The sequence below is a fragment of the Thermus thermophilus HB8 genome (genome assembly GCF_000091545.1).
Taxonomy (GTDB): domain Bacteria; phylum Deinococcota; class Deinococci; order Deinococcales; family Thermaceae; genus Thermus; species Thermus thermophilus.
In genome coordinates, this window is record NC_006461.1 from 62,864 (window position 1) to 88,383 (window position 25,520).

The 25,520-nt window shown below is 69.8% G+C and carries 25 protein-coding genes and 1 tRNA gene; 18 read left to right on the forward strand and 8 right to left on the reverse strand.

The features are described 5' to 3' along the window. Both TTH_RS00340 and TTH_RS00345 read left to right on the forward strand, forming a co-directional pair. Nucleotides 1-660 carry an FAD-binding oxidoreductase gene (locus TTH_RS00340; RefSeq protein ID WP_011227685.1) on the forward strand — a complete coding sequence of 220 codons (660 nt, stop codon included), beginning with the start codon at nucleotides 1-3 and terminating at the stop codon, nucleotides 658-660. 55 nt (nucleotides 661-715) lie between these two features. Further along, on the forward strand, nucleotides 716-1,024 hold the full coding sequence (locus TTH_RS00345) for a DUF4282 domain-containing protein (RefSeq protein WP_024118925.1): 309 nt from the start codon (nucleotides 716-718) through the stop codon (nucleotides 1,022-1,024). A gap of 30 nt (nucleotides 1,025-1,054) precedes the next feature. Here TTH_RS00345 and TTH_RS00350 read toward each other — a convergent pair whose 3' ends face one another. Further along, complete coding sequence (locus TTH_RS00350) at nucleotides 1,055-2,035, reverse strand: asparaginase (RefSeq protein WP_011227687.1); 981 nt, start codon at nucleotides 2,033-2,035, stop codon at nucleotides 1,055-1,057. After that, nucleotides 2,032-2,316 (reverse strand): DUF309 domain-containing protein, encoded by a 285-nt coding sequence (locus TTH_RS00355; RefSeq protein ID WP_011174288.1) that lies wholly within the window; start codon nucleotides 2,314-2,316, stop codon nucleotides 2,032-2,034. Before TTH_RS00355 ends, TTH_RS00350 begins: the two co-directional genes overlap by 4 nt. Before the next feature lie 30 nt (nucleotides 2,317-2,346). Between TTH_RS00355 and TTH_RS00360 the strand changes: the two genes are divergently transcribed. From TTH_RS00360 to TTH_RS00375, 4 genes are all read left to right on the forward strand, one after another. Beyond that, complete coding sequence (locus TTH_RS00360; RefSeq protein WP_164926015.1) at nucleotides 2,347-3,135, forward strand: substrate-binding domain-containing protein; 789 nt, start codon at nucleotides 2,347-2,349, stop codon at nucleotides 3,133-3,135. A gap of 2 nt (nucleotides 3,136-3,137) precedes the next feature. Then, entirely contained in the window at nucleotides 3,138-3,773 is a 636-nt protein-coding gene (locus TTH_RS00365) for an ABC transporter permease (protein WP_011227689.1), read from the forward strand. Then, the gene (locus tag TTH_RS00370) at nucleotides 3,770-4,444 is read left to right on the forward strand and encodes an ATP-binding cassette domain-containing protein (protein WP_011227690.1); all 675 of its coding nucleotides are present in this window, start codon (nucleotides 3,770-3,772) and stop codon (nucleotides 4,442-4,444) included. The genes TTH_RS00365 and TTH_RS00370 overlap by 4 nt, the downstream gene beginning before the upstream one ends. Nucleotides 4,445-4,566: 122 nt before the next feature. Continuing rightward, nucleotides 4,567-5,685, forward strand: coding sequence for a VanW family protein (locus TTH_RS00375; protein WP_011174284.1), 1,119 nt, complete (start codon nucleotides 4,567-4,569; stop codon nucleotides 5,683-5,685). On the opposite strand, the gene TTH_RS00380 is transcribed toward TTH_RS00375, so the two are convergent. Both TTH_RS00380 and topA read right to left on the reverse strand, forming a co-directional pair. After that, a complete protein-coding gene (locus tag TTH_RS00380) occupies nucleotides 5,627-5,890 on the reverse strand; it encodes a hypothetical protein (protein ID WP_011174283.1) in 264 nt (87 codons plus the stop codon). The two genes, TTH_RS00375 and TTH_RS00380, sit on opposite strands and share 59 nt — an antisense overlap. Further along, on the reverse strand, nucleotides 5,890-8,382 hold the full coding sequence (gene topA / locus TTH_RS00385) for a type I DNA topoisomerase (protein WP_011227691.1): 2,493 nt from the start codon (nucleotides 8,380-8,382) through the stop codon (nucleotides 5,890-5,892). The genes TTH_RS00380 and topA overlap by 1 nt, the downstream gene beginning before the upstream one ends. Before the next feature lie 190 nt (nucleotides 8,383-8,572). Here topA and TTH_RS00390 point away from each other — a divergent pair, with 190 nt between their 5' ends. The 3 genes from TTH_RS00390 to TTH_RS00400 all read left to right on the forward strand — a co-directional run bounded on the left by TTH_RS00390 (nucleotide 8,573) and on the right by TTH_RS00400 (nucleotide 16,674). Further along, nucleotides 8,573-15,175, forward strand: coding sequence for an LAGLIDADG family homing endonuclease (locus TTH_RS00390; RefSeq protein WP_164926016.1), 6,603 nt, complete (start codon nucleotides 8,573-8,575; stop codon nucleotides 15,173-15,175). A gap of 96 nt (nucleotides 15,176-15,271) precedes the next feature. Further along, a complete protein-coding gene (locus TTH_RS00395; RefSeq protein ID WP_011227693.1) occupies nucleotides 15,272-15,883 on the forward strand; it encodes a phosphoribosylanthranilate isomerase in 612 nt (203 codons plus the stop codon). Continuing rightward, nucleotides 15,880-16,674 (forward strand): inositol monophosphatase family protein, encoded by a 795-nt coding sequence (locus TTH_RS00400; RefSeq protein WP_011227694.1) that lies wholly within the window; start codon nucleotides 15,880-15,882, stop codon nucleotides 16,672-16,674. Before TTH_RS00395 ends, TTH_RS00400 begins: the two co-directional genes overlap by 4 nt. A gap of 75 nt (nucleotides 16,675-16,749) precedes the next feature. Here TTH_RS00400 and cas6 read toward each other — a convergent pair whose 3' ends face one another. The 4 genes from cas6 to TTH_RS00420 form a co-directional block, all read right to left on the reverse strand. Next, on the reverse strand, nucleotides 16,750-17,469 hold the full coding sequence (cas6, locus tag TTH_RS00405) for a CRISPR-associated endoribonuclease Cas6 (protein WP_011227695.1): 720 nt from the start codon (nucleotides 17,467-17,469) through the stop codon (nucleotides 16,750-16,752). Between the two features lie 2 nt (nucleotides 17,470-17,471). Continuing rightward, complete coding sequence (locus TTH_RS00410; RefSeq protein ID WP_224065217.1) at nucleotides 17,472-17,654, reverse strand: hypothetical protein; 183 nt, start codon at nucleotides 17,652-17,654, stop codon at nucleotides 17,472-17,474. A gap of 390 nt (nucleotides 17,655-18,044) precedes the next feature. After that, a tRNA-Ala gene (locus TTH_RS00415) sits at nucleotides 18,045-18,120 on the reverse strand. Between the two features lie 37 nt (nucleotides 18,121-18,157). Beyond that, the gene (locus TTH_RS00420) at nucleotides 18,158-18,496 is read right to left on the reverse strand and encodes a hypothetical protein (protein WP_011227697.1); all 339 of its coding nucleotides are present in this window, start codon (nucleotides 18,494-18,496) and stop codon (nucleotides 18,158-18,160) included. 63 nt (nucleotides 18,497-18,559) lie between these two features. On the opposite strand from TTH_RS00420, the gene TTH_RS00425 reads away from it, so the two are divergent. From TTH_RS00425 to nuoF, 9 genes are all read left to right on the forward strand, one after another. Beyond that, nucleotides 18,560-19,198: a Rad52/Rad22 family DNA repair protein gene (locus tag TTH_RS00425; protein ID WP_011174275.1), complete on the forward strand. Its 639-nt coding sequence runs from the start codon at nucleotides 18,560-18,562 to the stop codon at nucleotides 19,196-19,198. Beyond that, nucleotides 19,195-19,938, forward strand: a complete 744-nt coding sequence (locus TTH_RS00430; RefSeq protein ID WP_011174274.1) for a metallophosphoesterase — start codon at nucleotides 19,195-19,197, stop codon at nucleotides 19,936-19,938. Before TTH_RS00425 ends, TTH_RS00430 begins: the two co-directional genes overlap by 4 nt. Next, nucleotides 19,931-20,746, forward strand: coding sequence for a 16S rRNA (adenine(1518)-N(6)/adenine(1519)-N(6))-dimethyltransferase RsmA (rsmA, locus tag TTH_RS00435; RefSeq protein WP_011227698.1), 816 nt, complete (start codon nucleotides 19,931-19,933; stop codon nucleotides 20,744-20,746). Before TTH_RS00430 ends, rsmA begins: the two co-directional genes overlap by 8 nt. Nucleotides 20,747-20,901: 155 nt before the next feature. After that, nucleotides 20,902-21,261, forward strand: a complete 360-nt coding sequence (locus TTH_RS00440; RefSeq protein WP_011174272.1) for an NADH-quinone oxidoreductase subunit A — start codon at nucleotides 20,902-20,904, stop codon at nucleotides 21,259-21,261. Then, nucleotides 21,252-21,797 carry a NuoB/complex I 20 kDa subunit family protein gene (locus TTH_RS00445; protein WP_011174271.1) on the forward strand — a complete coding sequence of 182 codons (546 nt, stop codon included), beginning with the start codon at nucleotides 21,252-21,254 and terminating at the stop codon, nucleotides 21,795-21,797. Before TTH_RS00440 ends, TTH_RS00445 begins: the two co-directional genes overlap by 10 nt. Nucleotides 21,798-21,800: 3 nt before the next feature. Continuing rightward, a complete protein-coding gene (locus TTH_RS00450; RefSeq protein ID WP_011174270.1) occupies nucleotides 21,801-22,424 on the forward strand; it encodes an NADH-quinone oxidoreductase subunit C in 624 nt (207 codons plus the stop codon). Beyond that, nucleotides 22,421-23,650, forward strand: coding sequence for an NADH dehydrogenase (quinone) subunit D (nuoD, locus tag TTH_RS00455; RefSeq protein ID WP_011227699.1), 1,230 nt, complete (start codon nucleotides 22,421-22,423; stop codon nucleotides 23,648-23,650). The genes TTH_RS00450 and nuoD overlap by 4 nt, the downstream gene beginning before the upstream one ends. Nucleotides 23,651-23,660: 10 nt before the next feature. Beyond that, the gene (nuoE, locus tag TTH_RS00460) at nucleotides 23,661-24,206 is read left to right on the forward strand and encodes an NADH-quinone oxidoreductase subunit NuoE (RefSeq protein ID WP_011174268.1); all 546 of its coding nucleotides are present in this window, start codon (nucleotides 23,661-23,663) and stop codon (nucleotides 24,204-24,206) included. Continuing rightward, complete coding sequence (gene nuoF / locus TTH_RS00465; RefSeq protein ID WP_011227700.1) at nucleotides 24,203-25,519, forward strand: NADH-quinone oxidoreductase subunit NuoF; 1,317 nt, start codon at nucleotides 24,203-24,205, stop codon at nucleotides 25,517-25,519. Before nuoE ends, nuoF begins: the two co-directional genes overlap by 4 nt. Nucleotide 25,520 lies beyond the last annotated feature (1 nt).

The following is a 25,520-nucleotide window of genomic DNA, read 5'->3' on the forward strand; positions in this document are numbered from 1 at the left end:
ATGGAGGTCCACGCCGCCGACCAGTACCTGGTGGCGCCGGGAGAGGCGGACCTTTTGGAGGTCCACGCCCGCCTTGCCGGAACGGGGCTTTTCCCCCCCTTTCCCCCCGTGGAGCTCCCGGGCGGGGTCGGGGGGCTCGTGGCCCGGGGCGGCTTCGCCCAGACCTTCTTCTTCCCCGCAGAGGTCCTGGGCCTCACCTTCCGCACGCCCAAGGGGCGCCGCGTCCGGGCGGGAGGGGTGGTGGTGAAGAACGTCCAGGGCTACGACCTGGTCCGGCTTTTCGTGGGGAGCTTCGGCCTTCTGGGCCGGGCGGAGGAGGTGGTGCTGCGCCTGCGCCCCGGGCGGGCCCAGGCCTTCCTGCGGCGGCCCTTTTCCGGGAGCTTCCCCCGCCTCGTTCCCACCCCCCGGTTCCTCTTCGCCCTCGAGGACGAGGAAGGCCCGTGGCTCTACGCCTACCACTTCGGCCACCCCAAGGAGGTGGAGCGGTTCCGGGAGGCCTTCGGGGGGGAGGAGGCCCGGCCTTTGGACCTGAGGCCCCGCTTCCCCCGCGGCCTGGGCCTGGGGGAGGGGCCCCTTTGGGACCTGCGCTTCCGCTACCAGGACGGCGGCGCCTCTCCTCCCCCGCCCCCGGCCTTCCTGCGCCTCGCCCGGGTGCTGTAGCCGGGTGGATTTCCCGGAGGGCCCAAGGGTAAGCTTTAGGGGAAAGGAGGTCAGCATGAACGCGAAGGAGTTCTTCGCCGCCCTCTTTGACCTGGCCTTTGAGCGGTTCGTGACCATCCAGCTCACGGGGCTCGTCTACGCCCTGGCCCTGGCGGTGGGGGGCATCTACGCCCTCTTCGCCGTGGTGGGGGCCTTTGAGGCCTCCGCGGGCCTCGGCGTCCTCACCCTCCTCGTCCTCGCTCCCCTCGGGTTCCTCCTCTACGCCGTCGCCGTCCGGGTGGGCCTCGAGGCCCTGGTCTCCCTCATCCGCATCGCCGAGAACACCCGGGAGATCCGGGACGCCCTGCGGAAGGAAAAGGCCTGAACCTACCCCCCGGCGAAGGCCGGGGTGGGATCAGACCCAGACCAGGCCGAGCCGGGCCTCCAGGTGGCCCACCTCGAGGCCCCGGTGGTTGCGCACGGGGGGGCGGTCCCAAGGCGTCTTTCCCGGATCCAGGCCCAAGGCCCGGAGGAGGGCCACCACCGCCACCTCCCGGGCCAGGGTGGCCCCGTCCTCCACCTTCAAGGCCACGCCCAAAGGCCCCCGGGGGCCCTCCAGAAGGGCGAGGCCGTAGTACCCGTCCGCGCCCCGTTTGGCCACCACGGGGAGCCGCTCCATGAGGAGGGTGTCCACGCTCCCCGGCCCCGCCACCAGGTCGGGGTGGCGGCGCATGGCCTCCCGCACCCGGAGGAGGGGCGTCCGGTAGGCCTCGGGCGCGCGGCCAGGGTCCGCCAGGAGGAAGAAGGCCCGGGCGGCCCGGGCCAAGGAGAGGGCGAAGGTGGGGACGCTGCACCCGTCGGTGGCGAGCCCGGGCCGGGCCCCGGAGAGGGCCTCCAGGGTGGCCAGGTTGAGGCGCTGGACGGGGTGGTCCGGCAGGTGGTACCCCTCCGCGGGCGCCCCCAGGGCCAGGGCCGCGGCCAGCATCCCGGCGTGCTTCCCCGAGCAGTTGTGGTGCAGGGGGGTGGGCGCAAGGCCCTGGGCCTCGAGGGCCGCCCGCGCCTCCCGGGAGAAGGGCGGGTGGACCCCGCAGACCAGGTGCTCCGGCCCAAGCCCGAGCTTCCCCAGGAAGCGGGCCGCCACCTCCACGTGCCGGGGCGTCCCGTCGTGGCTCGCCGTGGCCAAGGCCACCTCCTCCTCCGTGAGGCCAAAACGCTCCACCGCCCCCGTGAGGTAAAGGGCCAGGGCCTGGAAGGGCTTGGCGGAGGAGCGCAGGTAGGCCACCCGCCCGGGGTCGCCCGCGTAGGCCACAAGCCCCTCCGGGCCCCAGAGGGCCAGGGAAACGCGGTGCCGGTTTTCCACCAAGGAGCCGCGGTAAACGAGGACCTCGGCGCTCACGCCCCGAGTCTACGCCGGGCCTCCTGCAAAAGCGAGCGCCAGTCCAGGCCCATGAGGGGACAGGGAAGCCCTTCCAGCCGGGCCTCCGCCTTCCTCAGGTTGCGCAGGCCCGGCCGGCCCAAGCGCCTCTGGTGGAGGGCCGCCGCCAAAAGGATCACCCCCTGGAGGAGGCGGCGCTCCTCCCCCGTGGCCTTAAGCCAGTAGGGCTCCAGGACCTCGTGCACCTCGTAGTACCGCCCCGCCCGCCACAGGCCCAGGACCTCCTCCCAGTCGGGCACCACGCCCCCAGCTTACCGGGCTATACTCGTCCCATGCGCCTCCTCGCCCTCCTCGTCCTGCTGGGGCCGGCCTTGGCCCTGCGGCTCGCCACCACCACCAGCGTCTACGACTCGGGGCTTCTGGACCGGCTCCTAGAGGCCTTCCTCCGGGAAACGGGGATCCGGGTCCAGGTGCTGGCGGTGGGCACGGGCCAGGCCCTGAGGCTTGCGGAGCGGAAGGACGTGGACGCCGTCTTGGTCCACGCCCCCTCCCTGGAGCGGGAGGCCCTGGCCCGGGGGATCACCGCCGAGCCCTACTGCCTGGCCCAAAACGCCTTCCTCCTCGCGGGGCCCGAGGCGGACCCGGCCCAGGTACGGGAAGCAGAGAACGTTTTAGAGGCCCTGCGGCGCATCGCGGCCCAAAAGGCCCCCTTCGTCTCCCGCGGGGACCGCTCGGGCACCCACCTCAAGGAGCTGGAGCTTTGGGAGAAGGCGGGCCTGAAGCCCCAGGGCCCTTGGTACCTGGAAAGCGGCGCAGGCATGGGCCAGACCCTCGTCCTGGCGGCGGAGAAGGGGGCCTACACCCTCACCGACCTCGCCACCTTCCTCACCGTGGGGAAGAGGCGGGGCCTGAAGGCCCTTTACGCCCGGGAGGACCCCCTCCTCCTCAACCAGTACGCCTTCCACCTGGTCCCGGGAAGCCCCGGGGAAGGCGAGGCCCAAAGGCTTAGGGCCTTCCTCGCCTCGGAGGAGGCCGCCCGGATCGTGGCCGGCCTCCGGGTGGAGGGCACCCCCCTCTTCGCCCCCCTTCGGGGCCGGTGCGCCTTCCCCTTGCGCCCCTAGCCATGCCCCCTGCCGAGATCCTGGAGATCGCCCTGAGAAGCCTCGCCGTGGCCGGGGGGGCCACCCTCCTCGCCGCCCTCTTCGGGGTGCCCCTCGGCCTCTGGCTCGCCCTGCGGGGGGGTGGAGGGGTCTGGGGCAGGGTCCTCCTCTACTCCGGGCTCGCCCTGCCCTCGGTGGTGGTGGGCCTCCTCTTCTACCTCCTCCTCTCCCGCTCCGGGCCTCTCGGCTTCCTCAACCTCCTCTACACCCCCTGGGCCATGGTGCTGGCGGAGGCCACCCTGGCCTTCCCCCTGATCGCCGCCTTCGTCCTCTCGGGAGCCCGTGGCCGGGTGGAGGAGGTCCGCCTTCTGGTGCGGAGCCTAGGGGGGAAGGAGCGCCACGTCCTCCCCACCCTCCTCGCGGAAAGCCGCCGCACCCTGGCCGCCGCTTTAGCCGCGGGCTTCGGCGGGGCCATCAGCGAGGTGGGGGCGGCCACCCTGGTGGGGGGGGACATCCGCCACCACACCCGGGTCCTCACCACCGCCATCGTGGTGGAGACCCGCATGGGGGAGCTGCACGCGGCCCTGGCCCTGGGGGCGGTCCTCCTCGGCATCGCCCTCCTGGTCACCGCCTTCCTGGTTATCCTGGAGCGGGAGTGATCCTTAAGGCGGAGGACCTGACCCTGGCCTTCCCCGGCTTCCGGCTCCGGGTGCCGCGCCTCGCCCTGGCCCCGGGGGAGGTGCTCGTGGTCCTCGGCCCCTCGGGGAGCGGCAAGACCACCCTCCTCCGCCTCCTCGCGGGCCTCCTCCCGCCGGAGGGGGGGCGCGTGACGGGGGGGCTTAGGGTCTATTTGCCCCAGACCCCGCCCCTCCTCCACCGGAGCGTCCTGGACAACGCCGCCTTCGGCCTCCTCCTCCACGGCGTCCCCCGGGAGGAGGCGCGTAGGCGGGCCCAAGCCCGGCTCAAGGAGGTGGGCCTCGAGGCCCTGGCCCACCGGCCGGCCCACCACCTCTCCGCCGGGGAGGCGGCCCGCCTCGCCCTGGCCCGGGCCCTGGCGGTGGAGCCCGAGGTCCTCCTCCTGGACGAGCCCACCGCCAACCTGGACCCGGCGAACGCCCTCCGGGTGGAGGCCCTTCTGCGCCGGGCCGCGGAGGAGGGCCGGGGCGTGGTCCTCGCCACCCACAACCTCTTCCAGGCCCGGCGCCTGGGCCACCGCCTCCTCTTCCTGCACCGGGGAGAGGCGGTGGAGGAAGGCCCCGTGGCCGAGGTCTTCGCCGCCCCCAAGGACCCGAGGACCCAGGCCTTCCTCCGGGGGGAGTTGGTCTTCTGATCCCGGCCCATGCGGGCCCAAGCCAGCGTGGGGCCCCGGCCAAAGGTTCGGCGTGGGGGCCGAAGAACATAGGGAGCAAGGGTAGGACCCGCCTTCGGCCCGGGCGCGAAGCATAATGGGGTATGCGCCCCTTTGTCCTCCTCATCCTTCTCGGCCTCGCCCTGGGGCAGAGCGCGCCCCTGGAAGCGGTCCTCGTCCTGCGGGAGGACGTCCTCGAGGAGGGGCGGCTCGTGGCCTACACCGGCACCCAGCGCTACCCCGTGGCCTCGGAGGCGGAGCTTCTCCGCCTCCTGGACCGGCTCGCCCGGCCGCCCCGCCCCCCCCGGTTCATCTACCAGGACGGGCGGTGGCGGGGGGTGGAGAAGAAGGGCCTCGCCTTTGACCGGGAGGAGGCCTTAAAGGCCTTCCGCGAGGCCAGAGCGCAGGGAAAAAAGCGCTTCCTCCTCCCGGTGCGCTACACGCCCCCTTCCCCGAGCCTTAAGGACCTCTACGCCCTCGGGGTGCGGGAGCACCTGGCCACGGCGGAGACGGGCTTTTGGGGCTCGAGCCCCGAGCGGGTCCACAACATCCGCCTGGCGGCGAGCCGCTTGGACGGCCTCCTCGTCCCCCCGGGCCCCTTCTCCTTCAACCGGGCCCTGGGGCCCATCGCCCTCGAGACCGGGTTCAAGGAGGCCTACGTCATCGTGGGGGACCGGACGGAAACCGGCGTGGGGGGCGGGGTGTGCCAGGTCTCCACCACCCTCTTCCGGGCCTTCTTCTTCGCCGGCCTTCCCATCCTGGAACGCCACGCCCACAGCTACCAGGTGGCCTACTACAAACCCCCCGGGCTGGACGCCGCCGTGATCCAGCCCTACAAGGACCTCAAGGTCCTGAACGACACCCCCGGGGCCCTCTGGATCCAGGCCTCGGTGCAGGAAGGCCGCCTCCGCTTCCACCTCTTCGGCACCAAGGACCGGGAGGTGGCCTGGGAGGGCCCCTTCATCACGGACCGCAAGCCCCCCCTCCCCCCCCGGGAGATCCCCGACCCCACCCTTCCCCCGGGGGCGCGCAAGCAGGTGGACTTCGCCGCCGAAGGGGCCAAGGTGGTGGTCCGCCGCCGCGTGCGCTACGGGGACGGGCGCGTCCGGGAGGACCAGGTGGTGAGCGTCTACCGCCCCTGGGGGGCGGTCTATCTGGTGGGGCCTAGCCCAGCTCCAGAAGCACCGCCCGCTCCACCGGAAGAAGCCGGTGCGGCTCCGTGACCCGGGCCGCCTCCCCGCGGCGCAGGTGCAGGTACCGGCCCTCGGGCAGGTCCACCACGAGCTCCCCCTCCAGGAGGAGGTAGAAGGCCGGCCCCGGCCGCTCCACCCGCTCCCTCAAGGTGTAGGCCCTAAGCCCCGGCACCCCCGGGACCTCCACCTGGCCCTCCCGGGCGAGGCGCAGGAGGTGGAGCTTGAAGCTCGCCATCACGCCCGGACCGGCTCCTTCCGGGCCTTGCCCTTGCGCATGCGGAGCTTGAAGAGGGCCCGCCGGGCGAGCCGCGCCTCCTCCTCGGCCAGGGCCTCCCCCCGGGCCAGGGCCTCCCCCCGGGCCAGGGCCTCCACCGCCCGGCGCTCCTCGGGGGAAAGCCCGGGGAGGAAGGGGACGAGCTCCTCCCAGTCCTTAGGGGGGGCGAGGGGGGGCTTGCCCTTCCCCCGGGACCGCCCTTTCTTGGCCTCCTTGGGGGCGGGAAGGAGGCTCGGCTCGTGCTCCGGGCAGGCGGGGTTGAGGCAGAGCGCCTTCTCCCCCTTCTTCACCAAAGGCCAGCCGCAGGCGGGGCAGGCCTCCTCCAGGAGGGGGTAGAAGGAGAGGAAGTCGCAAGCGTTGTTCTCGCACTTGTAGTAGGGCCTGCCCTTCCGGCTCCGCTTTTCCAGAACCCGGCCCCCGCACTTGGGGCAGGTGTGGCCCGTGGGGGTCCCGTCGTCCCGGGTGTAGTCGCACTCGGGGTAGCCGGAGCAGGCGATGAAGGTGCCGTAGCGGCCCTCCTTCCTGAGGAGGGGGCGGCCGCACTTGGGGCAGGCCTCCCCGATGGGCTCCGCCTCCCGCCTTTCCAGGGGCTCGGTGTAGGTGCACTCCGGGTAGCCCGTGCACCCCAGGAACTGGCCGTAGCGGCTCACCTTGAGCTCCAAGGGCCTGCCGCACCGGGGGCAGGTCTTCTTGGGCACCTGGGCGAGCTCCCCCAAAAAGGGCTCGTAGAACTCCCAGACCACCTTGGGCCAGGGGACGCGCCCCTCCTCCACCTCGTCCAGCCGCTCCTCCATCCGGGCGGTGAACTCGTAGGCCACCACCTGGGGGAACCTTTCCCGCAGGTAGGCGGTGACCTGGCGGCCCAGGGGGGTGGGGAAAAGGGTCCGCCCTTTTCGGGCCACGTACCCCCGCTTTTCCAGGGTCTCGAGGGTAGGGGCGTAGGTGGAAGGGCGGCCGATCCCCAGCTCCTCCATGGTCTTCACCAGGCTGGCGTCGGTGTAGCGGGGCGGGGGCTCGGTGAAGCGCCGCTCCTCCAGGACCTCCTCAAGCCGGGCGGGAACCCCCTCGGGCACCGCGGGGACGGGGGGCTCCTCCTCCTCCTCGGCGTCCCGCCCCCAGGCCCGGAGGTACCCCTCAAAGCGCAACACCGAGCCCGAGGCGCGGAAGGCGTAGCGGCCCTCGAGGTCGGCCAGGGTGACCGCCGTCTGCTCGTAGAGGGCGTCCCGCATCTGGCTCGCCAGGAAGCGGCGCCAGATGAGCTCGTAGAGGCGGTACTCCTCCTCGGACAGGTAGGGGCGGACGCTTTCCGGGGTCCTTTTGGGGTCGGTGGGGCGGATGGCCTCGTGGGCGTCCTGGACCCCTTCCCTGCGGTTCTTATAGGCCCGCGGGGCCTCCGGCAGGTACTCCGGGCCGAAGGCCTTCCCGATCACCTCCCGGGCCGCCGCCACCGCCTCGGGGGCCACCCGCACCGAGTCCGTGCGCATGTAGGTGATGAGGCCCACGGTCCCCTCCGGCAGGTCCACCCCCTCGTAGAGGCGCTGGGCGATGCGCATGGTGCGGGCGGCGGTGTAGCCCAAGCGGCTCGAGGCGGCCTGCTGGAGGGTGGAGGTGGTGAAGGGGGGCGGGGGGGCCTTGCGCCGCTCCCGCACCTCCACCTGGGCCACCCGGTAGCTCCCCTTCCGCAGGGCCTCGGCCAGGGCATGGGCCTCGGCCTCCGAGGCGAGGTGGAGCCGGCCCTCCTTCTCCCCCTGCCCCGTCCAGAGGCGCTTCCCCTCCACCTCGTGGAGCGTGGCCACCAGGGGGGCCTCCCCGCCCTCCACGGCGAAGACGCCCCGGAGGACCCAGTACTCCTCGGGCCGGAAGGCCTCAATGGCCTCCTCCCGCTCCACCACGAGCCTCAAGGCCACGCTCTGCACCCGGCCGGCCGAGAGGGCCCGCTTGCGGAACTCCAGGGAGAGGAGGGGGGAGAGGTTGTACCCGAGGAGGCGGTCCAGGACGCGCCGGGCCTGCTGGGCGTCCACCAGGTTCTGGTCAATGGGCCGCGGGGCCTCCACCGCCTGGCGGACCACCCTGGGGGTGATCTCGTGGAACTCCACCCGGAGGGGCTCCTTGGGGTCCCGCCCCAGGAGGCGGGCCACGTGCCAGCCGATGGCCTCTCCCTCCCGGTCGGGGTCGGTGGCGATGAGCAGGCGCTTGCCCTCCGCCGCCCGCTTCAGCTCCTCCACCACGGGCTTCTTGTCCTTCTTCACCTCGTAGGTGGGGGCGAAGTCCCGCTCCACGTCCACCCCCAGGCTCCGCTCGGGGAGGTCCACCACGTGCCCTAGGCTCGCCCGGACCTCGTAGCCCGGCCCCAGCATCTTTTGGATGCTCCGGGCCTTGGCCGGGGACTCCACCACCACCAGGGTCTCCGCGCCGGTGGGCTGGCTCGCGCGGCGCTTGGCGCTCTTGGGCATCGCCCCCTATTTAGGGGCCTCCTCCCGCGGCTTGTCAACCCCACGGGCCCTCGAGGTCTTGTGGTAGTCTGGAGGCTACGGGCAACATCCCAGGCCAAAGTGTGGACCCCGACACTTGCGCCCAAACCCAACCGGTAGTAGCCTTCCGGATGGGTGCCCCAAGATATGGGGTTAAGGTGGAGGTATGGATATGAGGGACGGGTATTTCTTTGACGAGCACGCGCAGGCCATCGCCAGGCGCCAGTACCTCCAGCCCGGGGACGGGGACATCCTGGGCATGTTCCGCCGCGTGGCCCGGGAGATCGCCAAGGCGGAGCGGGAGGAGGAGCGCTCCAAGTGGGAGGAGGAGTTCTTCCGCCTGATGGCCGAGAAGCGCTTCTCCCCCGGGGGGCGGATCCTCGCCGGGGCGGGCACCGTCCACGGCAACCTCCTCAACTGCTTCGTCCAGGGCGCCACGGAAAACCCCCCCGAGAGCTTCGCGGGCATCATGGAGGTGGCCAAGAAGCTCGCCCTGGTCACCAAGGTGGGCGGGGGCAACGGGGTGAACCTGGACCCCTACCGCTCCAAAGGGAAGAGGGCACGGCGGGCCGTGGAGGGCGTGGCCTACCTCTCGGCGGAACACCCCGACGTGGAGGACTTCATCCGGGGCCTGATGCGCCCGCCCATCAACCCCGACGGGGCCAAGGAGGAGATCTCCCTCAAGAACTTCGCCCGGGTGGTCTACGGCGCCCTCTCCCCGGAGCTTAAGGCCCTGGCGGAGCGCTACGGGGTGCGGACGGTCAAGGAGCCCCCGGAAGGGCGCATCCTCGTTCCCGACGACATGGGGGGGATCATTGACGCCGCCCGGGAGGCCGCGGACCTGGCGCGCAAAGGCCAGAAGCCCCACGTGGACTTCTCCCTCCTCCGCCCCGAAGGCGCCCCCATCCGGGGAAGCGGCGGGACGAGCTCGGGGCCGGTGAGCTTCCTCTTTGAAATCTTTGACAACTTCCTGGAGTGGGTGGCCTGGGGGGCCGAGGAGGCGGGCCCCGTGGCCACCCTGCGCTACGTCTACGCCCCCGTGCTCCGGGTGGTCAGGCAGGGAGGGTGCCTCCATCCCGACACCCTGGTCCACACCGACCGGGGCACCTTGCGCCTCCGGGAGCTGGTGGACCCCTTCCGGCGGGGCTGGCAACCCCACACTTTAAGCGTGGCCACCGATGAGGGCTGGCGGCCGAGCCCCGAAGGCTACAACAACGGCGTGGCGCCCACCCTCCGGGTGGTGCTGGAAAACGGCCTCGAGGTCCAAGGAACCCTCAACCACAAGCTCAAGGTCCTTCGGGAGGACGGAACGCGGGAATGGGTGGAACTCCAAGACCTCAGGCCCGGAGACTGGGTGATCTGGGTGCTGGACGAGCACACGGGAACCCCGGTCCAGCTTGCCCCCCTGGACGAACCCCTCCACCCCAACACCACCCCCATCCGCACCCCGGAGGTGCTCACCGAGGACCTGGCCTTCCTCCTAGGGTTCTTCTTCGGAGAGGGCTTCGTGAGTGGAGACCGGATCGGCTTCTCCGTCCACGAGGAGGAGCCCATGCGGGAAGAGGCCAAGCGCCTCTTCCGGGAGCTCTTTGGGCTGGAGCTCCGGGAGGAACGAAAGCCCGGCGACCGGAGCGTCACCCTGGTGGTCCGGAGCCGTCCCCTGGTCACCTGGCTCAGGAAGAACGGCCTTCTCAAGGGAAAGGCCCGGGAGCTGGAGGTCCCCAGGGCCATCCGCCAAAGCCCCCGCCCTGTCCTCGCCGCCTTCCTCCGGGGCCTCTTTGAGGCCGATGGCACCATTACCGCAGGCTACCCTATGCTGACCACCGCCTCCAAACGCCTGGCCCAGGACGTGATGGTCCTCCTGGGGGGGCTTGGCATCCCCTCCAAGCTCCTCCGCTATAACCCCCTGCCGGGGCGCTTCTCCAAGGCCGAGCACTACCGGGTCCGGGTGGTAACCGCCAAGGGCCTGGAGCGCTACTTGGAGAGGATCGGGGTACCCAAGGGCTCCCGCCTAGAGGCCCTTCACGGGATCAAGCCCGACATCCGCCGGGAGTCCAGCTGGCCCCTGCCCCATGCCGAGGGGTTGCTGAAACCCCTCCTGACGGTGACGGAAAAGGGCAGGAAGGGCTACGCCTCCCCCTATACCCCCTTGCGGAAAGACCTCCTCCGGTACCTCCGGGGCGAGCGCCAGCTCACCGCCACGGGGTACGCCATGGTCCTGGAAAAGGCCCAGGACCTGGGCTTGGAAGCCGAACCCTTCCCCTTCAACGAGTACTATGTGCGGGTGGCTTCCGTGGAGCCGGGGGGCGAGATCCTCACCCTAGACCTTTCCGTGGAGGGCAACCACACTTACCTGGCCAACGGCCTGGTAAGCCACAACACCCGCCGCGGGGCCGGGATGGCCACCCTCTCCATAGAACACCCCGACCTCCTGGACTTCCTCACCGCCAAGGACCTGGACCGGGAGAAGGCGGAGGGCGACATCTCCACCTTCAACATCTCCGTCCTGGCCACCGACCGCTTCCTGGAGGCGGTGGAAAAGGACGAGCTCTGGCCCGTGACCCCCATTGAGGTCCCCGGGAAGTACTACCCCTATCCCGTAGAGGGCCCCTACACGGGCAAGCTTCCTCCCCTCCCCGAGCGGGAGGACGGGGCCAAGGCCATCCCCCTCTACGGGGGGAAGGTCCCCGCCCGCTGGCTCTGGCACGAGATCGCCTGGCACGCCTGGGCCACGGGGGAGCCGGGGCTCATCTTCGTGGACCGGGTGAACGCGCTCTCGGCCCTGAAGGGCTTAGGGGAGCGCTACCAAATCCGCTCCACCAACCCCTGCTTCGTGGGGTCCACGCGCATCCCCACCGAACGGGGGCTTGTGCCCATTGAGGAGCTCGCGCGCGAAGGGGGGAGCTTCTACCTGGTCACGGACAACCGGGCCCCCTTTGGGGGCAGGGGCGCCCCCTTACCCGGCCACGGCACCGCGGTACGGAAAGCGGTCCGGGCCTTCTTCACCGGCGTCAAGCCCGTGGTTCGCCTCCGCACCCGGGAGGGCCTCGAGGTGACCCTCACCCCGGACCACCTCCTCCTGACCCCGGAGGGCTACCGGGAAGCGGGGAAGCTCAGGCCGGGCGAGAAGATCCTGGTGCAAAGCGGCGAGGGACTCTTCCCCAAGGAGGAGAGCCTGCCCGCCCAAGCCCTCGCCGTGGTCCACGAGCGGGTGGCCACCGCGGGAGGCCGGGGAGGCCGAGGCCGGGCCGATGTGCGCGCCCAGTACCGCAACCTCCCTACCCGCTGGAGCCGGGAGCTCGGGGTGGCCTTGGGCTGGCTCTTGGGGGACGGCTACCTGCGGGAGGACGGGGTGGGCTTCTACTTCTCCCGGAAGGACTTCGCCGACCTCGCCTGGCTTCCCGACCTCCTCCGGGACTGGTTCGGCCAGGGCACCCTCCAGGAAACCCGCTCCGACACCTTCCACCTCCACTTCAACCGCATCCCCGCGGAGTTCTTCCAGGCCCTGGGGCTCAAGGCGGCCAGGGCCACGGAAAAGCGGGTTCCGGAAAGCCTCTTCCGCGCTCCCCGAGAAGCGGTGGTGGGCTTCCTCCAGGGCCTCTTCAGCGCCGACGGCTCGGTGCAGATCAACGAGAAGAAACAGGACGCCACCATCCGCCTGGCCTCCTCCAGCCTGGCCCTCCTCCAGGACGTCCAGCTCCTCCTCCTTAACCTGGGGATTCTCGGAAAGATCCACAAGCGTAGGGAGGCAGCCCGTAAGGCCTTGCCGGACGGCAAAGGCGCCCTCAGGGAGTACCCGGTGGCGCCCCAGTACGAGCTCATCCTGGGAGGGGAAAACCGGGACCGGTTCGCCGAGGTCGTGGGCTTCCTTCAGGAGGAGAAGCAGTCCAAGCTCTTGGCCTTCCTGCGCCACAGGCCCCGGGGCAGCTACCGCAAGCCCTTCCTGGCCACGGTGGCCAGCGTGGAGCCCGCCGGGGAAGCCCCCGTCTACGACCTGACCGAGCCCGTCACCCACAGCTTGATTGCCAACGGGCTCGTAGCCCACAACTGCGGCGAAATCCCCCTCACCGTGGGCGAGCCCTGCGACCTCGGGGCCATGAACCTCGCCGCCTACGTGAAGGACGGGGAGTTCCAAATGGAGGAGTTCCGCCGGGACGTCCGCACCGCCATCCGCTTCCTGGACAACGTCCTGGACGTGAACAAGTTCGCCCTCCCCGACAACGAAATGGCGGCCAAGAAGCTCCGCCGCCTGGGCCTCGGCCTCATGGGCCTCGCCGACGCCCTCATCAAGATGGGCCTCCCCTACGACTCGGAGGAGGCCCGGAGGAAGGTCTACGAGATCGTCTCCGCCATGCGGGAGGAGGCCATCCGGGCCTCCGAGGCCCTGGCCGAGGAACGGGGCCCCTTCCCCCTCTACGAGGAGCACAGGGAGTACTTCCAGAGCCTCGGGATTAAGCCCCGGCGCAACGTGGCCCTCCTCACCGTGGCCCCCACGGGGACCACGAGCATGCTCATGGGGGTCTCCTCGGGGATTGAGCCCGTCTTCAGCCCCTTCGTCTGGCGCAGGATCGGCGGGGAGTACAAGCCCCTCCTCCACCCCCTCTTCGTGGAGCTCATGGAGGCCTACCCGCCCGCGCCCGGTTTCGCGAAGGAGGGAAAGTGGGACTGGGAGAAGATCGTGGAGGAGATCCAGAAGGACGGCCACGGCTCCGTGCAGAACCTCCCCTTCGTCCCCGAGGCGATCCGGCGGGTCTTCCTCTCTGCCCACGACATTCACCCCTTGGACCACGTGCGCATGCAGGGGGCGGTCCAGCGGGCCTTTGACGCCGAAGGGTACGCCGCCAACTCCATCTCCAAGTGCATCGCCAAGGGCACCTTAATCCCCACCTCCAAGGGCCTCATCCCCATTGAAGAGATCGCCCCACCCCATCCCGAGGACACCTTCGTCCCGGTGGAAGGGCTTTACACCGCCGAGGGGTACCGCATCACCGCCCACTATTACGCTGGAAAGAAGCGGGGAGTCAGGATCCGGCTGGACAACGGGGCCGAGCTTGTGGGCGCTTGGGAAAGCCACCGACTCCTCACCCCAGAGGGCTGGCGGCTCATGCGGGAGCTGAAGCCGGGGGATGTGGTTTTAGGCAAACTCGTCCCTTCCCACGGGGAAGGCGGGCTCCCCATCCCGGAGGCCAAGGGCCTCTCCTTAAGGACCAACGCCCGCAACCTCCCCTTGCCCGAAAGGATGTCCGAGGACCTTGCCCTCTTCCTCGGGATGCTGGCCGCCGACGGGTCCACGGTGGAGGCCACGGGCTTCGTGGGCATCGCCACCAAGGACCCCGATGTGGAACGGGTCTTCCAAGAGGTGGCGGGTAGGCTGTTTGGCGTGGAACCCAAGTGCACGGTAGACAAGCGCACGGGGGTGCGTAACCTTTACCTCACCTCCCGCCGCCTGGTGCGTTTCGTGGAGGCTCTGATCGGCAAAGGGGCGGCGCAAAAGCGGGTGCCCTCCCAGATCCTCCAGGGAAGCCCTGGGGAGAAGCTGGCTTTCCTCCGGGGCCTCACGCTGGATGGCTATGTTCACGCCAATATGGGCCTCGTGGTCTACGAGGGCAGGAGCCAACGTTTGGCCTACGAGGCGGCGGAGCTCGCCCGCAGCTTCGGTCTTCCCAAGGTCTACCAGGGGCGGAAGAAGGTCCTTGCCCCCAAGGAAACTTACTACGTCCACTCCGTGGCGGTTTCCGGACCCCTCCAGGAACTCCTCGAGCCCCTAGAAGCCCACAAGCGGGCCAAGGTGGAGGCCCGGTACAAGGTCTTCGTTCCCCAAGAGGTCCTGGCCGCCACCCGCGTGGGAACCCATCACCCGGGATACGTCAGCTTGAAGTCCGTGCGGCAAAGGGAGGCCCAGGCAGTCTATAACACCACCGCGGAGCGCCTGGGCTGGCCCACGGAGATCCTGGCCCACCGGGTGGTGGAGGTGGAGGAAGTGGGCGAGGTGGAGATGTACGACATCGAGGTGGAGGAGGTCCACCGCTACGTGGTCAACGGCCTCATCTCCCACAACACCATCAACCTCCCTAACCACGCCACGGTGGAGGACGTGGAGGCCGCCTACACCGAGGCCTACCGCACGGGGTGCAAGGGGATCACCGTCTACCGGGACGGCTCCCGGGAGTTCCAGGTCCTCACGGTGAAGAAGGAGGCTAAAGAGGAGAAGGCGGGGAAAACGCCGGAGGAGGCAAAGCCCCAAGAGGCCAGGGCCCACGAGCCCGGCAGGCCCGTCTACGAGCGGCCCGGCCGCCTCATGGGCTTCACCGACATGGTCAAGCTCTTCGCCCCCGACGGGTCCAAGCGGAGCTTCCTCGTCACGGTGAACACCCTGGAGGGCCGGCCCATTGAGGTCATCCTCACCTCGGGCAAGGCCGGGGACGAGGCGAACGCCGATTCGGAGGCCCTGGGCCGGGTGGTCTCCATCGCCCTCCAGTACGGGGTGCCCCCGGAGGCCATTGTCCGGACGCTTCGGGGCATCAACGGGGGGCTTTACGGCACCTACCAGGGCAGGCTCGTCTCCAGCAAGGCGGACCTCATCGCCGTGGCCCTGGAGACCGTCCCCCAGATGGCCCCAGGGGCCCCGGAGGACCTCTCCTCCGCCCCCGTCCTCTCGGGCGGCGGGATCGCCCTGGCCGGGGCCGCCCCCTGCCCCTCCTGCGGAGAGAAGGCCCTGGTGCGGGAGGAGGGGTGCTGGAAGTGCCAGGCCTGCGGCTACGCCAAGTGCGGCTGAGGCGGTTCCCGGACGCCCGGGGAAGGTCCTAAGGCCCCCAAAAGGCGCGCGGGCGCTCGGGCCGGGCCCAAAGGCCCGGCCCCTTATACTGGCCCTGTGCGGGTCAAGATCTGCGGCATCACCCGCCTAGAGGACGCCCTCCTTGCCGAGGCCCTGGGGGCCTTCGCCTTGGGCTTCGTCCTCGCCCCCGGCTCCCGCCGCAGGATCGCCCCGGAAGCCGCCCGGGCCATCGGGGAGGCCCTGGGCCCCTTCGTGGTGCGGGTAGGGGTCTTCCGCGACCAGCCGCCCGAGGAGGTGCTCCGCCTCATGGAGGAGGCCCGGCTCCAGGTGGCCCAGCTCCACGGGGAGGAGCCCCCCGAGTGGGCGGAGGCCGTGGGGCGCTTCTACCCCGTGATCAAGGCCTTCCCCCTCGAGGGCCCCGCGCGGCCCGAGTGGGCGGACTACCCCGCCCAGGCCCTCCTCCTAGACGGGAAGCGCCCGGGGAGCGGGGAGGCCTACCCCCGGGCCTGGGCCAAGCCCCTCCTCGCCACGGGAAGGCGGGTCATCCTGGCGGGGGGGATTGCCCCGGAGAACCTGGAGGAGGTCCTCGCCCTCAGGCCCTACGCCCTGGACCTGGCGAGCGGGGTGGAGGAGGCCCCCGGGGTGAAGAGCGCGGAGAAGCTGCGGGCCCTCTTCGCCCGCCTCGCCTCCCTTAGGATGGAAGGGTGATCGGAAGGCGCCACCCCTACTACCCGTACCTGGAGGCGGCCCTGGAGGCGGCGAGCCTCGCCCGGGGCATCCACCTCTACTACCTGGAAAAGGGCTTCACCGAGGGGACCAAGTCCGGCCCCACCGACCTGGTGACCCAGGCGGACCGGGAGGCGGAGGAGGCGGTGAAGGGCCTCCTCCTCTCCCGCTTCCCCGAGGCGGGGTTTCTGGGGGAGGAAGGGGGGAGCGAGGGCGGGAAGGCCCTCCGCTTCATCGTGGACCCGCTGGACGGGACGGTGAACTACGCCCACGGCTTCCCCTTCTTCGCCGTATCCATCGCCCTCGAGGCCGAGAGCGCCATCCAGATGGGCGTGGTGATGGACACCGCCCGGGGGGAGGTCTTCTACGCCCTGAGGGGGGAAGGGGCCTACCTCAACGGCCGCCCCATCCGGGTCACGGGGCGGGAGAGCCTCGTGGGGAGCCTCCTCGCCACGGGCTTCCCCTACGACGTGGCCAAGGACCCGGAAAACCTCACCTACTTTGAACGGGCCCTGCGCAAGGGCCTGCTCGTCCGCAGGCCCGGGGCGGCGGCCCTGGACCTGGCCTACGTGGCCGCGGGGCGGCTGGAGGGCTTCTGGGAGGTGAAGCTGAACCCCTGGGACGTGGCGGCGGGGTGGCTCCTCGTGGAAGAGGCGGGAGGAAGGGTGACGGACCTCGAGGGGAACCCCTACCGCCTGGGCAGCCGCTACATCCTCGCCACCAACGGGCGGGTCCACGAGGCCCTGCGCCGGACCCTCCTGGGCCTGGACTGAGGGCCCGCGCCTTAACGCGGCGGGGTGCCTAGGACCTCCCCTCGGTCCGGCAGGGCGAAGCAAGCCCAAGGGGGATTAGGCACTTTCCGCCCGGGCGCGGCCGTAGCCCAAGGAGGTCTTGGCCCCCACGCCGCTATAGAAGGCGAAGCGGCCTAGGGCGGAAAGCCAAAGGGCCTCCTCCTCCGTGGCCCGGGGCAGGTGGTAGACCACCCGCCCCACGAAGCCCGCGGTGTCCACCTCCGTGCGGGCGGGGAGGGTCCGCCCCTCCAGGCTCCGCACCGTGGTCCTCTCCAAAAGGGCCTCCCTCACCCCTTCCGGGGCCTTCAGGGGGCCAAAGGCCTCGAGGCGCCGGAGGAGGCTTTCCAAAACCAACCTCGGCTCGGGGACCGGGTAGTGGACCCCTTTTCTGCGGAAGAAGGTGGGGCTGGCGAAGCGCAGGGCGAGGTCCCGGGAAGGAGGCCCCTGAAAGAGGCGGGGATAGGTGGAAACCCCCGCCCAGGGGTGCCCCTCCTGGAGCACGGCCCGCACCCGGAAAGGGGGCCCAAGCCGCACCTCCTCCCCCTCCAGGGCGTAGAGGCGGGGGGCGAGGCGGGCGTAAAGCCCTTCCACAAGCAGGCTCACCCGGGCCCAAGCCGCCCCCTCCCGCCCCCCGAAGCCCAGGGCGAAGGGGTTTTCCCCCTGGTCGTGCACCTCCGGGGCCACCTCCCGAAGGAGGCCGTAGAAGAAGCCCCTGAGGCCCAAGGGCTCGGGGAGGCCTTCTCCCTCGAGGACCAGGACCAAGGCGGCGAGGACCACGGCTAAAACCCCGGGGAAAGGAGCCCGTGCCGGGCCTGGGCCGGGCGGGGGGGGCGGTCCGGGTCCAGGCCGATGGACAGGGCGTTCGGGCCCAGGTCCAGAAGCCGCCTGGCCCTCCGGCGGAGGTCCCCCAGAGGGCCCGCAAACCCAAAGCCGTAGGTTTTCAGCAGGTGGGTCGGCTTCACCTGGCGGAGGTGGTCTGGGAAATCAGACGCCACGGCAGAGCGACGCTTACCCATGGGGAAAGGCTAGCCAAAGGCCCCCGGGGGCCGCAATCCCCTTAGGGGGTCAATCCGGTGCAGCCCTTCAGCCGCTAGGTCCACGGAACGTCACCATCGCCTGCTCTTCGGTATTGGTGCCCGGACCGAACGACTACCCCTCTACTACGACTCCAGCAACTCCAAGGTCCTCTCGGCGGTGGCCACGATTGACACCACACCCTTACCGCTCAACTACGTGGGGCCCCAACAGGTCCCCCTCACGCCGTAGAGCCTGGCGCCCCTCTTGAATCCCCACTCTTCCACGGGCTACTGAGCGAAAAGCCGAGCCTCCCGCCCCAGGGCGGGAGGCTTTTCTGGTGGAGCCGAGGGGATTCGAACCCCTGACCTCCTGAGTGCGATTCAGGCGCGCTCCCAACTGCGCCACGGCCCCGCGCGCCCTATATGGTACCGAGGGGCTTGGGCCTTGTCTAGTCCCCCTCCTTGAGCCGCACCTCCACCCGGCCCTTCTTGTCCTTCACGGAGAGCCTGGCCTTGGCCTTACCCTTGCGGTACTCCGCCTTCCACTCGCCCTTCTTGACCTCGTACTTCACCCGCACCCAGCCCCGGCGGCGGAGGTCCAGGTCGTGGTAGCGGAAAACGGCCTCCGCCTGGGAAGCCTGGTAAACCACCACGATCCCCTGGGGCTCGGTAACCCGCTCCACCACCACCGCCTGGGGGAAGAGGTCCACCACCAAGGAGGCGGTGACCCTGAGCTCCAAAGCCCAGGCCAGGGCCAGGAAGGGAAGGAACGCCAGCCACCGCTTCATGCCCCCATCTTCGCCTTCCCCCAAGGCTTTGGGGTGAGAGCAACCTAAAGTAAACTAAAACACATGGACGAAGTCTGGCGGAAACTGGCCGAACCCTTTCCCCCGGGGGAGGTGCAGTGGCGCGTGGAAGCCCTCTCCCGGGACAAGAAGCGGGCCTTGGTGGTCCCCTACGTGGACGCCCGCACCGTGTTGGACCGCCTGGACAAGGTGGTGGGCCCGGAGGGCTGGCACGACGCCTACGAGGTCCTCTCCGACGCGGAGCGCCTGGTGAAAGACGAGAGGGGCGAGAGGCGGGAGCGCCTTTGCGAGGTCAAGTGCCGCCTCACCGTCCTCGGGGTCACCAAGGAGGACGTGGGGGAGGGGGACTCCCTGAAGGCCGCCTTCTCCGACGCCCTCAAACGGGCCGCGGTGAAGTTCGGTGTGGGGCGGTACCTCTACCGCCTGGAGAAGCAGTGGGTGGACTACGACCCCGAGAAGGGCCGCTTCACCCCGCCCAAGCTCCCCGAGGCGGAGCCGGAGGCCGAGGCCGAGGAGGAGAAGCCGGAGGCCCACCGCCTCATTGACCAGCTCCTGGAAAGGCTCAAGGAAAAGGGGCTGGGCAAGGAAGCGGCCAGGATCGTGAACAAGTACGGGGGCTACGGCAAGACCCCCGAGGAGACGCGCAAGCTCTACGGGGAGCTCCGCAACCTTCTGAAGGGATGAGGGTCGTCGCCCTCGGGGACCTCCACGCCAACTTCCCCCTCCTCTGGCGGATCCTGCGCCGGGAGGGGCTCGCCGACGAGGGCTTCCGCCCCACGGAGGCCCTGCGCTCGGGGCGGGTGCGCCTCGTCCTCCTGGGGGACCTGGTCCACCCCAAGACCCCGAGGGACTACGCGCGGCTCACGGGCCTCGAGGCCTACGACCCCGAAGACCCCTTCCACCTCCGCCTGGCGGCGGGGGCGCAGATCCGGGAACTCTTCCGCCTGAAGGCCTTCCAGGAGGAGGCGGGGGACCACGTCACCATCCTCCTCGGCAACCACGAGGCCGCCCTCCTAGAGGGAAGCCCCATCCTGGGCAACCGGCACCTCAAGCACCTGGAGTTCCACCCGGAGCACGGGGGAAAGGCCCTCCCCGAGGCCTTGCGGTCCTGGATGGCCTCCTTCCCCAAGGAGCTCGTCCTAAAGGGCGTCCACTTCGCCCACGTGGGCCCCGTGCCCTGGCTCCAGGAGTACGACGGCCTCTTCTACGCCCAGAGCGAGGCCAAGACCTGGTGGTTCCTCACCCCCGAGTACGTGGAAAGGATGGGCTACCGCTACGGGGTCTACGGCCACACCCCCATGCCGGACGGCATCCTCCTCAAGGACCGCTTCGCCCTCATTGACGCCCTGGACCTGGGGGAGTACCTGGTCCTGGACCCCGAGGCCGACCCCCCGAGGCCCGAGGTGCGGCGCCTCCATGAGTAAGCTCGCCTCGCCCCAAAGCGTCCGCGCCCTCCTTGAGCGGCACGGGCTCTTCGCCGACAAGCGCTTCGGCCAGAACTTCCTGGTCTCGGAGGCCCACCTGCGCCGCATCGTGGAGGCGGCCCGGCCCTTCACCGGGCCCGTCTTTGAGGTGGGGCCTGGGCTTGGGGCCCTCACCCGGGCCCTCCTCGAGGCCGGGGCCGAGGTGACGGCCATAGAGAAGGACCTGCGCCTGAGGCCTGTCCTGGAGGAGACCCTTTCCGGCCTCCCGGTGCGCCTCGTCTTCCAGGACGCCCTCCTCTACCCCTGGGAGGAGGTGCCCCAGGGAAGCCTCCTCGTGGCCAACCTCCCCTACCACATCGCCACCCCCCTGGTCACCCGCCTCCTCAAGACCGGGCGCTTCGCCCGCCTCGTCTTCCTGGTGCAGAAGGAAGTGGCCGAGCGCATGACCGCAAGGCCCAAGACCCCGGCCTACGGGGTCCTCACCCTCCGGGTGGCCCACCACGCCGTGGCGGAGAGGCTCTTTGACCTCCCTCCGGGGGCCTTCTTTCCCCCGCCCAAGGTGTGGAGCAGCCTGGTGCGCCTCACCCCCACGGGCGCCCTGGACGACCCCGGCCTCTTCCGCCTCGTTGAGGCCGCCTTCGGAAAGCGGCGGAAGACGCTTTTAAACGCCCTGGCCGCGGCCGGCTACCCCAAGGCGCGGGTGGAGGAGGCCCTGAGGGCCCTGGGCCTCCCCCCTAGGGTGCGGGCCGAGGAGCTGGACCTCGAGGCCTTCCGCCGGCTGAGGGAGGGCCTCGAGGGGGCGGTGTAGGCCCGCCTCCCTTCCCTACACCGTCCCTTCTCCTTCTGTGTAGCCCACCCCCCTTGCGCCCCACCCCGGGGTGATAAGATGGGCGGGAAATGAGGCCGGCCCCTTTGGGGCTTTGGGGACCGGCTTCGTGAAGAAAGGCACGAAAGGAGGGGACCTTGGCGCCGATCCAAGAGTACGTGGGCACGCTGATCTACGTGGGGGTGGCCCTCTTTATTGGGGTGGCGGCCCTTTTGGTGGGGGCCCTCCTCGGCCCCAAGAAGCCGGGGCGGGCCAAGCTCATGCCCTACGAGTCGGGGAACGACCCCGCCGGGGAGGTGAAGCGCTTTCCCGTCCACTTCTACGTGGTGGCCATGCTCTTCATCCTCTTTGACGTGGAGGTGGCCTTCCTCTGGCCCTACGCCGTGAGCGCGGGCGGGCTTGGCCTCTATGGCTTCCTCGGGGTCCTCGCCTTCACCCTCCTCCTCTTCGTGGGCTTCCTCTACGAGTGGTGGAAGGGGGTGATGCGGTGGCACTGAAGGACCTTTTTGAGCGGGACGTCCAGGAGCTGGAACGGGAGGGGATCCTCTTCACCACCTTGGAGAAGCTCGTGGCCTGGGGGCGGAGCAACTCCCTGTGGCCCGCCACCTTCGGCCTCGCCTGCTGCGCCATTGAGATGATGGCCTCCACGGACGCCCGCAACGACCTGGCCCGCTTCGGCAGCGAGGTCTTCCGCGCAAGCCCCCGCCAGGCGGACGTGATGATCGTGGCCGGGAGGCTTTCCAAGAAAATGGCCCCGGTGATGCGCCGGGTCTGGGAGCAGATGCCCGACCCCAAGTGGGTGATCTCCATGGGGGCCTGCGCGAGCTCGGGCGGGATGTTCAACAACTACGCCATCGTGCAGAACGTGGACTCGGTGGTGCCCGTGGACGTCTACGTCCCCGGCTGCCCCCCCAGGCCCGAGGCCCTGATCTACGCGGTGATGCAGCTGCAGAAGAAGGTGCGGGGCCAGGCCTACAACGAGCGGGGAGAGAGGCTTCCCCCGGTGGCGGCCTGGAAGCGGACGAGGGGGTGAGGTATGCGGCTTGAGCGCGTCCTGGAAGAGGCCCGGGCCAAGGGCTACCCCATAGAGGACAACGGCCTCGGCAACCTCTGGGTGGTCCTGCCCAGGGAGCGCTTCAAGGAGGAGATGGCCCACTACAAGGCCATGGGGTTCAACTTCCTGGCCGACATCGTGGGCCTGGACTACCTGACCTACCCGGACCCCCGCCCCGAGCGCTTCGCCGTGGTCTACGAGCTCGTCTCCCTCCCGGGCTGGAAGGACGGGGACGGGAGCCGCTTCTTCGTGCGGGTCTACGTGCCCGAAGAGGACCCCAGGCTCCCCACGGTCACCGACCTCTGGGGGAGCGCCAATTTCCTGGAAAGGGAGGTCTACGACCTCTTCGGCATCGTCTTTGAAGGCCACCCCGACCTCCGCAAGATCCTCACCCCGGAGGACCTCGAGGGCCACCCCCTGCGCAAGGACTACCCCTTGGGCGAGACCCCCACCCTCTTCCGCGAGGGGCGGTACATCATCCCGGCGGAGTTCCGCGCCGCCCTCACCGGCAAGGACCCCGGCCTCACCTTCTACAAGGGCGGGAGCCGCAAGGGCTACAGGTCCCTTTGGGCCGACCTGAAGAAGGCCCGGGAGGTTAAAGGATGAGGGAAGAGTTCCTGGAGGAAATCCCCCTAGACGCCCCCCCGGAGGAGGCCAAGGAGCTCCGCACCGAGGTGATGACCCTGAACGTGGGCCCGCAGCACCCCTCCACCCACGGGGTGCTCCGCCTCATGGTGACCCTCTCCGGGGAGGAGGTCCTGGAGGTGGTGCCCCACATCGGCTACCTCCACACGGGCTTTGAGAAGACCATGGAGCACCGCACCTACCTCCAGAACATCACCTACACGCCCCGGATGGACTACCTCCACTCCTTCGCCCACGACCTGGCCTACGCCCTGGCGGTGGAGAAGCTTTTGGGGGCCGTGGTGCCGCCTAGGGCGGAGACCATAAGGGTCATCCTCAACGAGCTCTCCCGCCTGGCGAGCCACCTGGTCTTCCTGGGGACGGGGCTTTTGGACCTCGGGGCCCTCACCCCCTTCTTCTACGCCTTCCGCGAGCGCGAGACCATCCTGGACCTCTTTGAGTGGGTCACGGGCCAGCGCTTCCACCACAACTACATCCGCATCGGCGGGGTGAAGGAGGACCTGCCGGAGGAGTTCGTCCCCGAGCTCAAGAAGCTCCTTGAAGTCCTCCCCCACCGCATAGACGAGTACGAGGCCCTCTTCGCCGAAAGCCCCATCTTCTACGAAAGGGCCCGGGGCGTGGGGGTGATCCCGCCCGAGGTGGCCATTGACCTCGGCCTCACCGGGGGGTCTCTAAGGGCGAGCGGGGTGAACTACGACGTGCGCAAGGCCTACCCCTACTCGGGCTACGAGACCTACACCTTTGACGTGCCCCTGGGGGAGAGGGGGGACGTGTTTGACCGGATGCTCGTCCGCATCCGGGAGATGCGGGAGTCGGTCAAGATCATCAAGCAGGCCCTGGAGCGCTTAGAACCGGGCCCCGTCCGCGACCCCAACCCCCAGATCACCCCGCCCCCCCGCCACCTCCTGGAGACCTCCATGGAGGCGGTCATCTACCACTTCAAGCACTACACCGAGGGCTTCCACCCCCCCAAGGGGGAGGTCTACGTGCCCACGGAGTCGGCCCGGGGGGAACTCGGCTACTACATCGTCTCCGACGGCGGCTCCATGCCCTACCGGGTCAAGGTGCGGGCGCCGAGCTTCGTCAACCTGCAAAGCCTCCCCTACGCCTGCAAGGGGGAGCAGGTCCCCGACATGGTGGCCATCATCGCCAGCCTAGACCCCGTGATGGGGGACGTGGACCGCTAAGGGAGGGAAGATGGGGTTCTTTGACGACAAGCAGGACTTTCTGGAGGAGACCTTCGCCAAGTACCCGCCGGAAGGGCGCCGCGCCGCCATCATGCCCCTCCTTAGGCGGGTGCAGCAGGAGGAGGGCTGGATCCGGCCCGAGCGCATAGAGGAGATCGCCCGCCTCGTGGGCACCACCCCCACGGAGGTCATGGGGGTGGCGAGCTTCTACTCCTACTACCAGTTCGTGCCCACGGGGAAGTACCACCTCCAGGTCTGCGCCACCCTCTCCTGCAAGCTCGCCGGGGCCGAGGAGCTTTGGGACTACCTCACCGAGACCCTGGGCATCGGCCCGGGGGAGGTGACCCCGGACGGGCTTTTCAGCGTGCAGAAGGTGGAGTGCCTGGGAAGCTGCCACACCGCCCCCGTGATCCAGGTGAACGACGAGCCCTACGTGGAGTGCGTGACCCGGGCGAGGCTCGAGGCCCTTCTTGCAGGCCTTAGGGCGGGGAAGCGGCTTGAGGAGATTGAGCTTCCCGGAAAGTGCGGCCACCACGTGCACGAGGTGGAGGTATGACTGGCCCCATTCTTTCCGGACTGGACCCCCGGTTTGAAAGGACCCTCTACGCCCACGTGGGGAAGGAGGGGTCCTGGACCCTGGACTACTACCTCCGGCACGGGGGGTACGAGACGGCGAAGCGGGTGCTCAAGGAGAAGACCCCGGACGAGGTCATAGAGGAGGTGAAGCGCTCCGGGCTTAGGGGCCGGGGCGGGGCGGGCTTCCCCACGGGGCTTAAGTGGAGCTTCATGCCCAAGGACGACGGGAAGCAGCACTACCTCATCTGCAACGCCGACGAGTCCGAGCCCGGGAGCTTCAAGGACCGCTACATCCTGGAGGACGTCCCCCACCTCCTCATTGAGGGGATGATCCTCGCCGGGTACGCCATCCGGGCCACGGTGGGCTACATCTACGTCCGCGGGGAGTACCGCAGGGCGGCGGACCGGCTAGAACAAGCCATCAAGGAGGCCCGGGCCCGGGGCTACCTGGGGAAGAACCTCTTCGGCACGGACTTCTCCTTTGACCTCCACGTCCACCGGGGGGCCGGGGCCTACATCTGCGGCGAGGAGACGGCCCTCATGAACTCCCTGGAGGGCCTAAGGGCGAACCCCCGCTTGAAGCCCCCCTTCCCCGCCCAGTCGGGCCTTTGGGGCAAGCCCACCACCATCAACAACGTGGAGACCCTGGCCTCCGTGGTGCCCATCATGGAACGGGGCGCCGACTGGTTCGCCCAGATGGGCACGGAGCAGTCCAAGGGGATGAAGCTCTACCAGATCTCCGGGCCCGTGAAGCGCCCCGGGGTGTACGAGCTCCCCATGGGCACCACGTTCCGCGAGCTCATCTACGAGTGGGCGGGTGGGCCCCTGGAGCCCATCCAGGCCATCATCCCCGGGGGGTCCTCCACCCCGCCTCTGCCCTTCACCGAGGAGGTCCTGGACACCCCCATGAGCTACGAGCACCTCCAGGCCAAGGGCTCCATGCTGGGGACGGGGGGCGTGATCCTCATCCCCGAGCGGGTGAGCATGGTGGACGCCATGTGGAACCTCACCCGCTTCTACGCCCACGAGTCCTGCGGCAAGTGCACCCCCTGCCGCGAGGGCGTGGCGGGGTTCATGGTGAACCTCTTCGCCAAGATCGGCACCGGCCAGGGGGAGGAGAAGGACGTGGAGAACCTGGAAGCCCTCCTCCCCCTCATTGAGGGGCGGAGCTTCTGCCCCTTGGCGGACGCGGCGGTGTGGCCGGTGAAGGGCTCGCTAAGGCACTTCAAGGACCAGTACCTGGCCCTGGCGCGGGAGAAGCGCCCCGTGCCCAGGCCTTCCCTCTGGAGGTGAG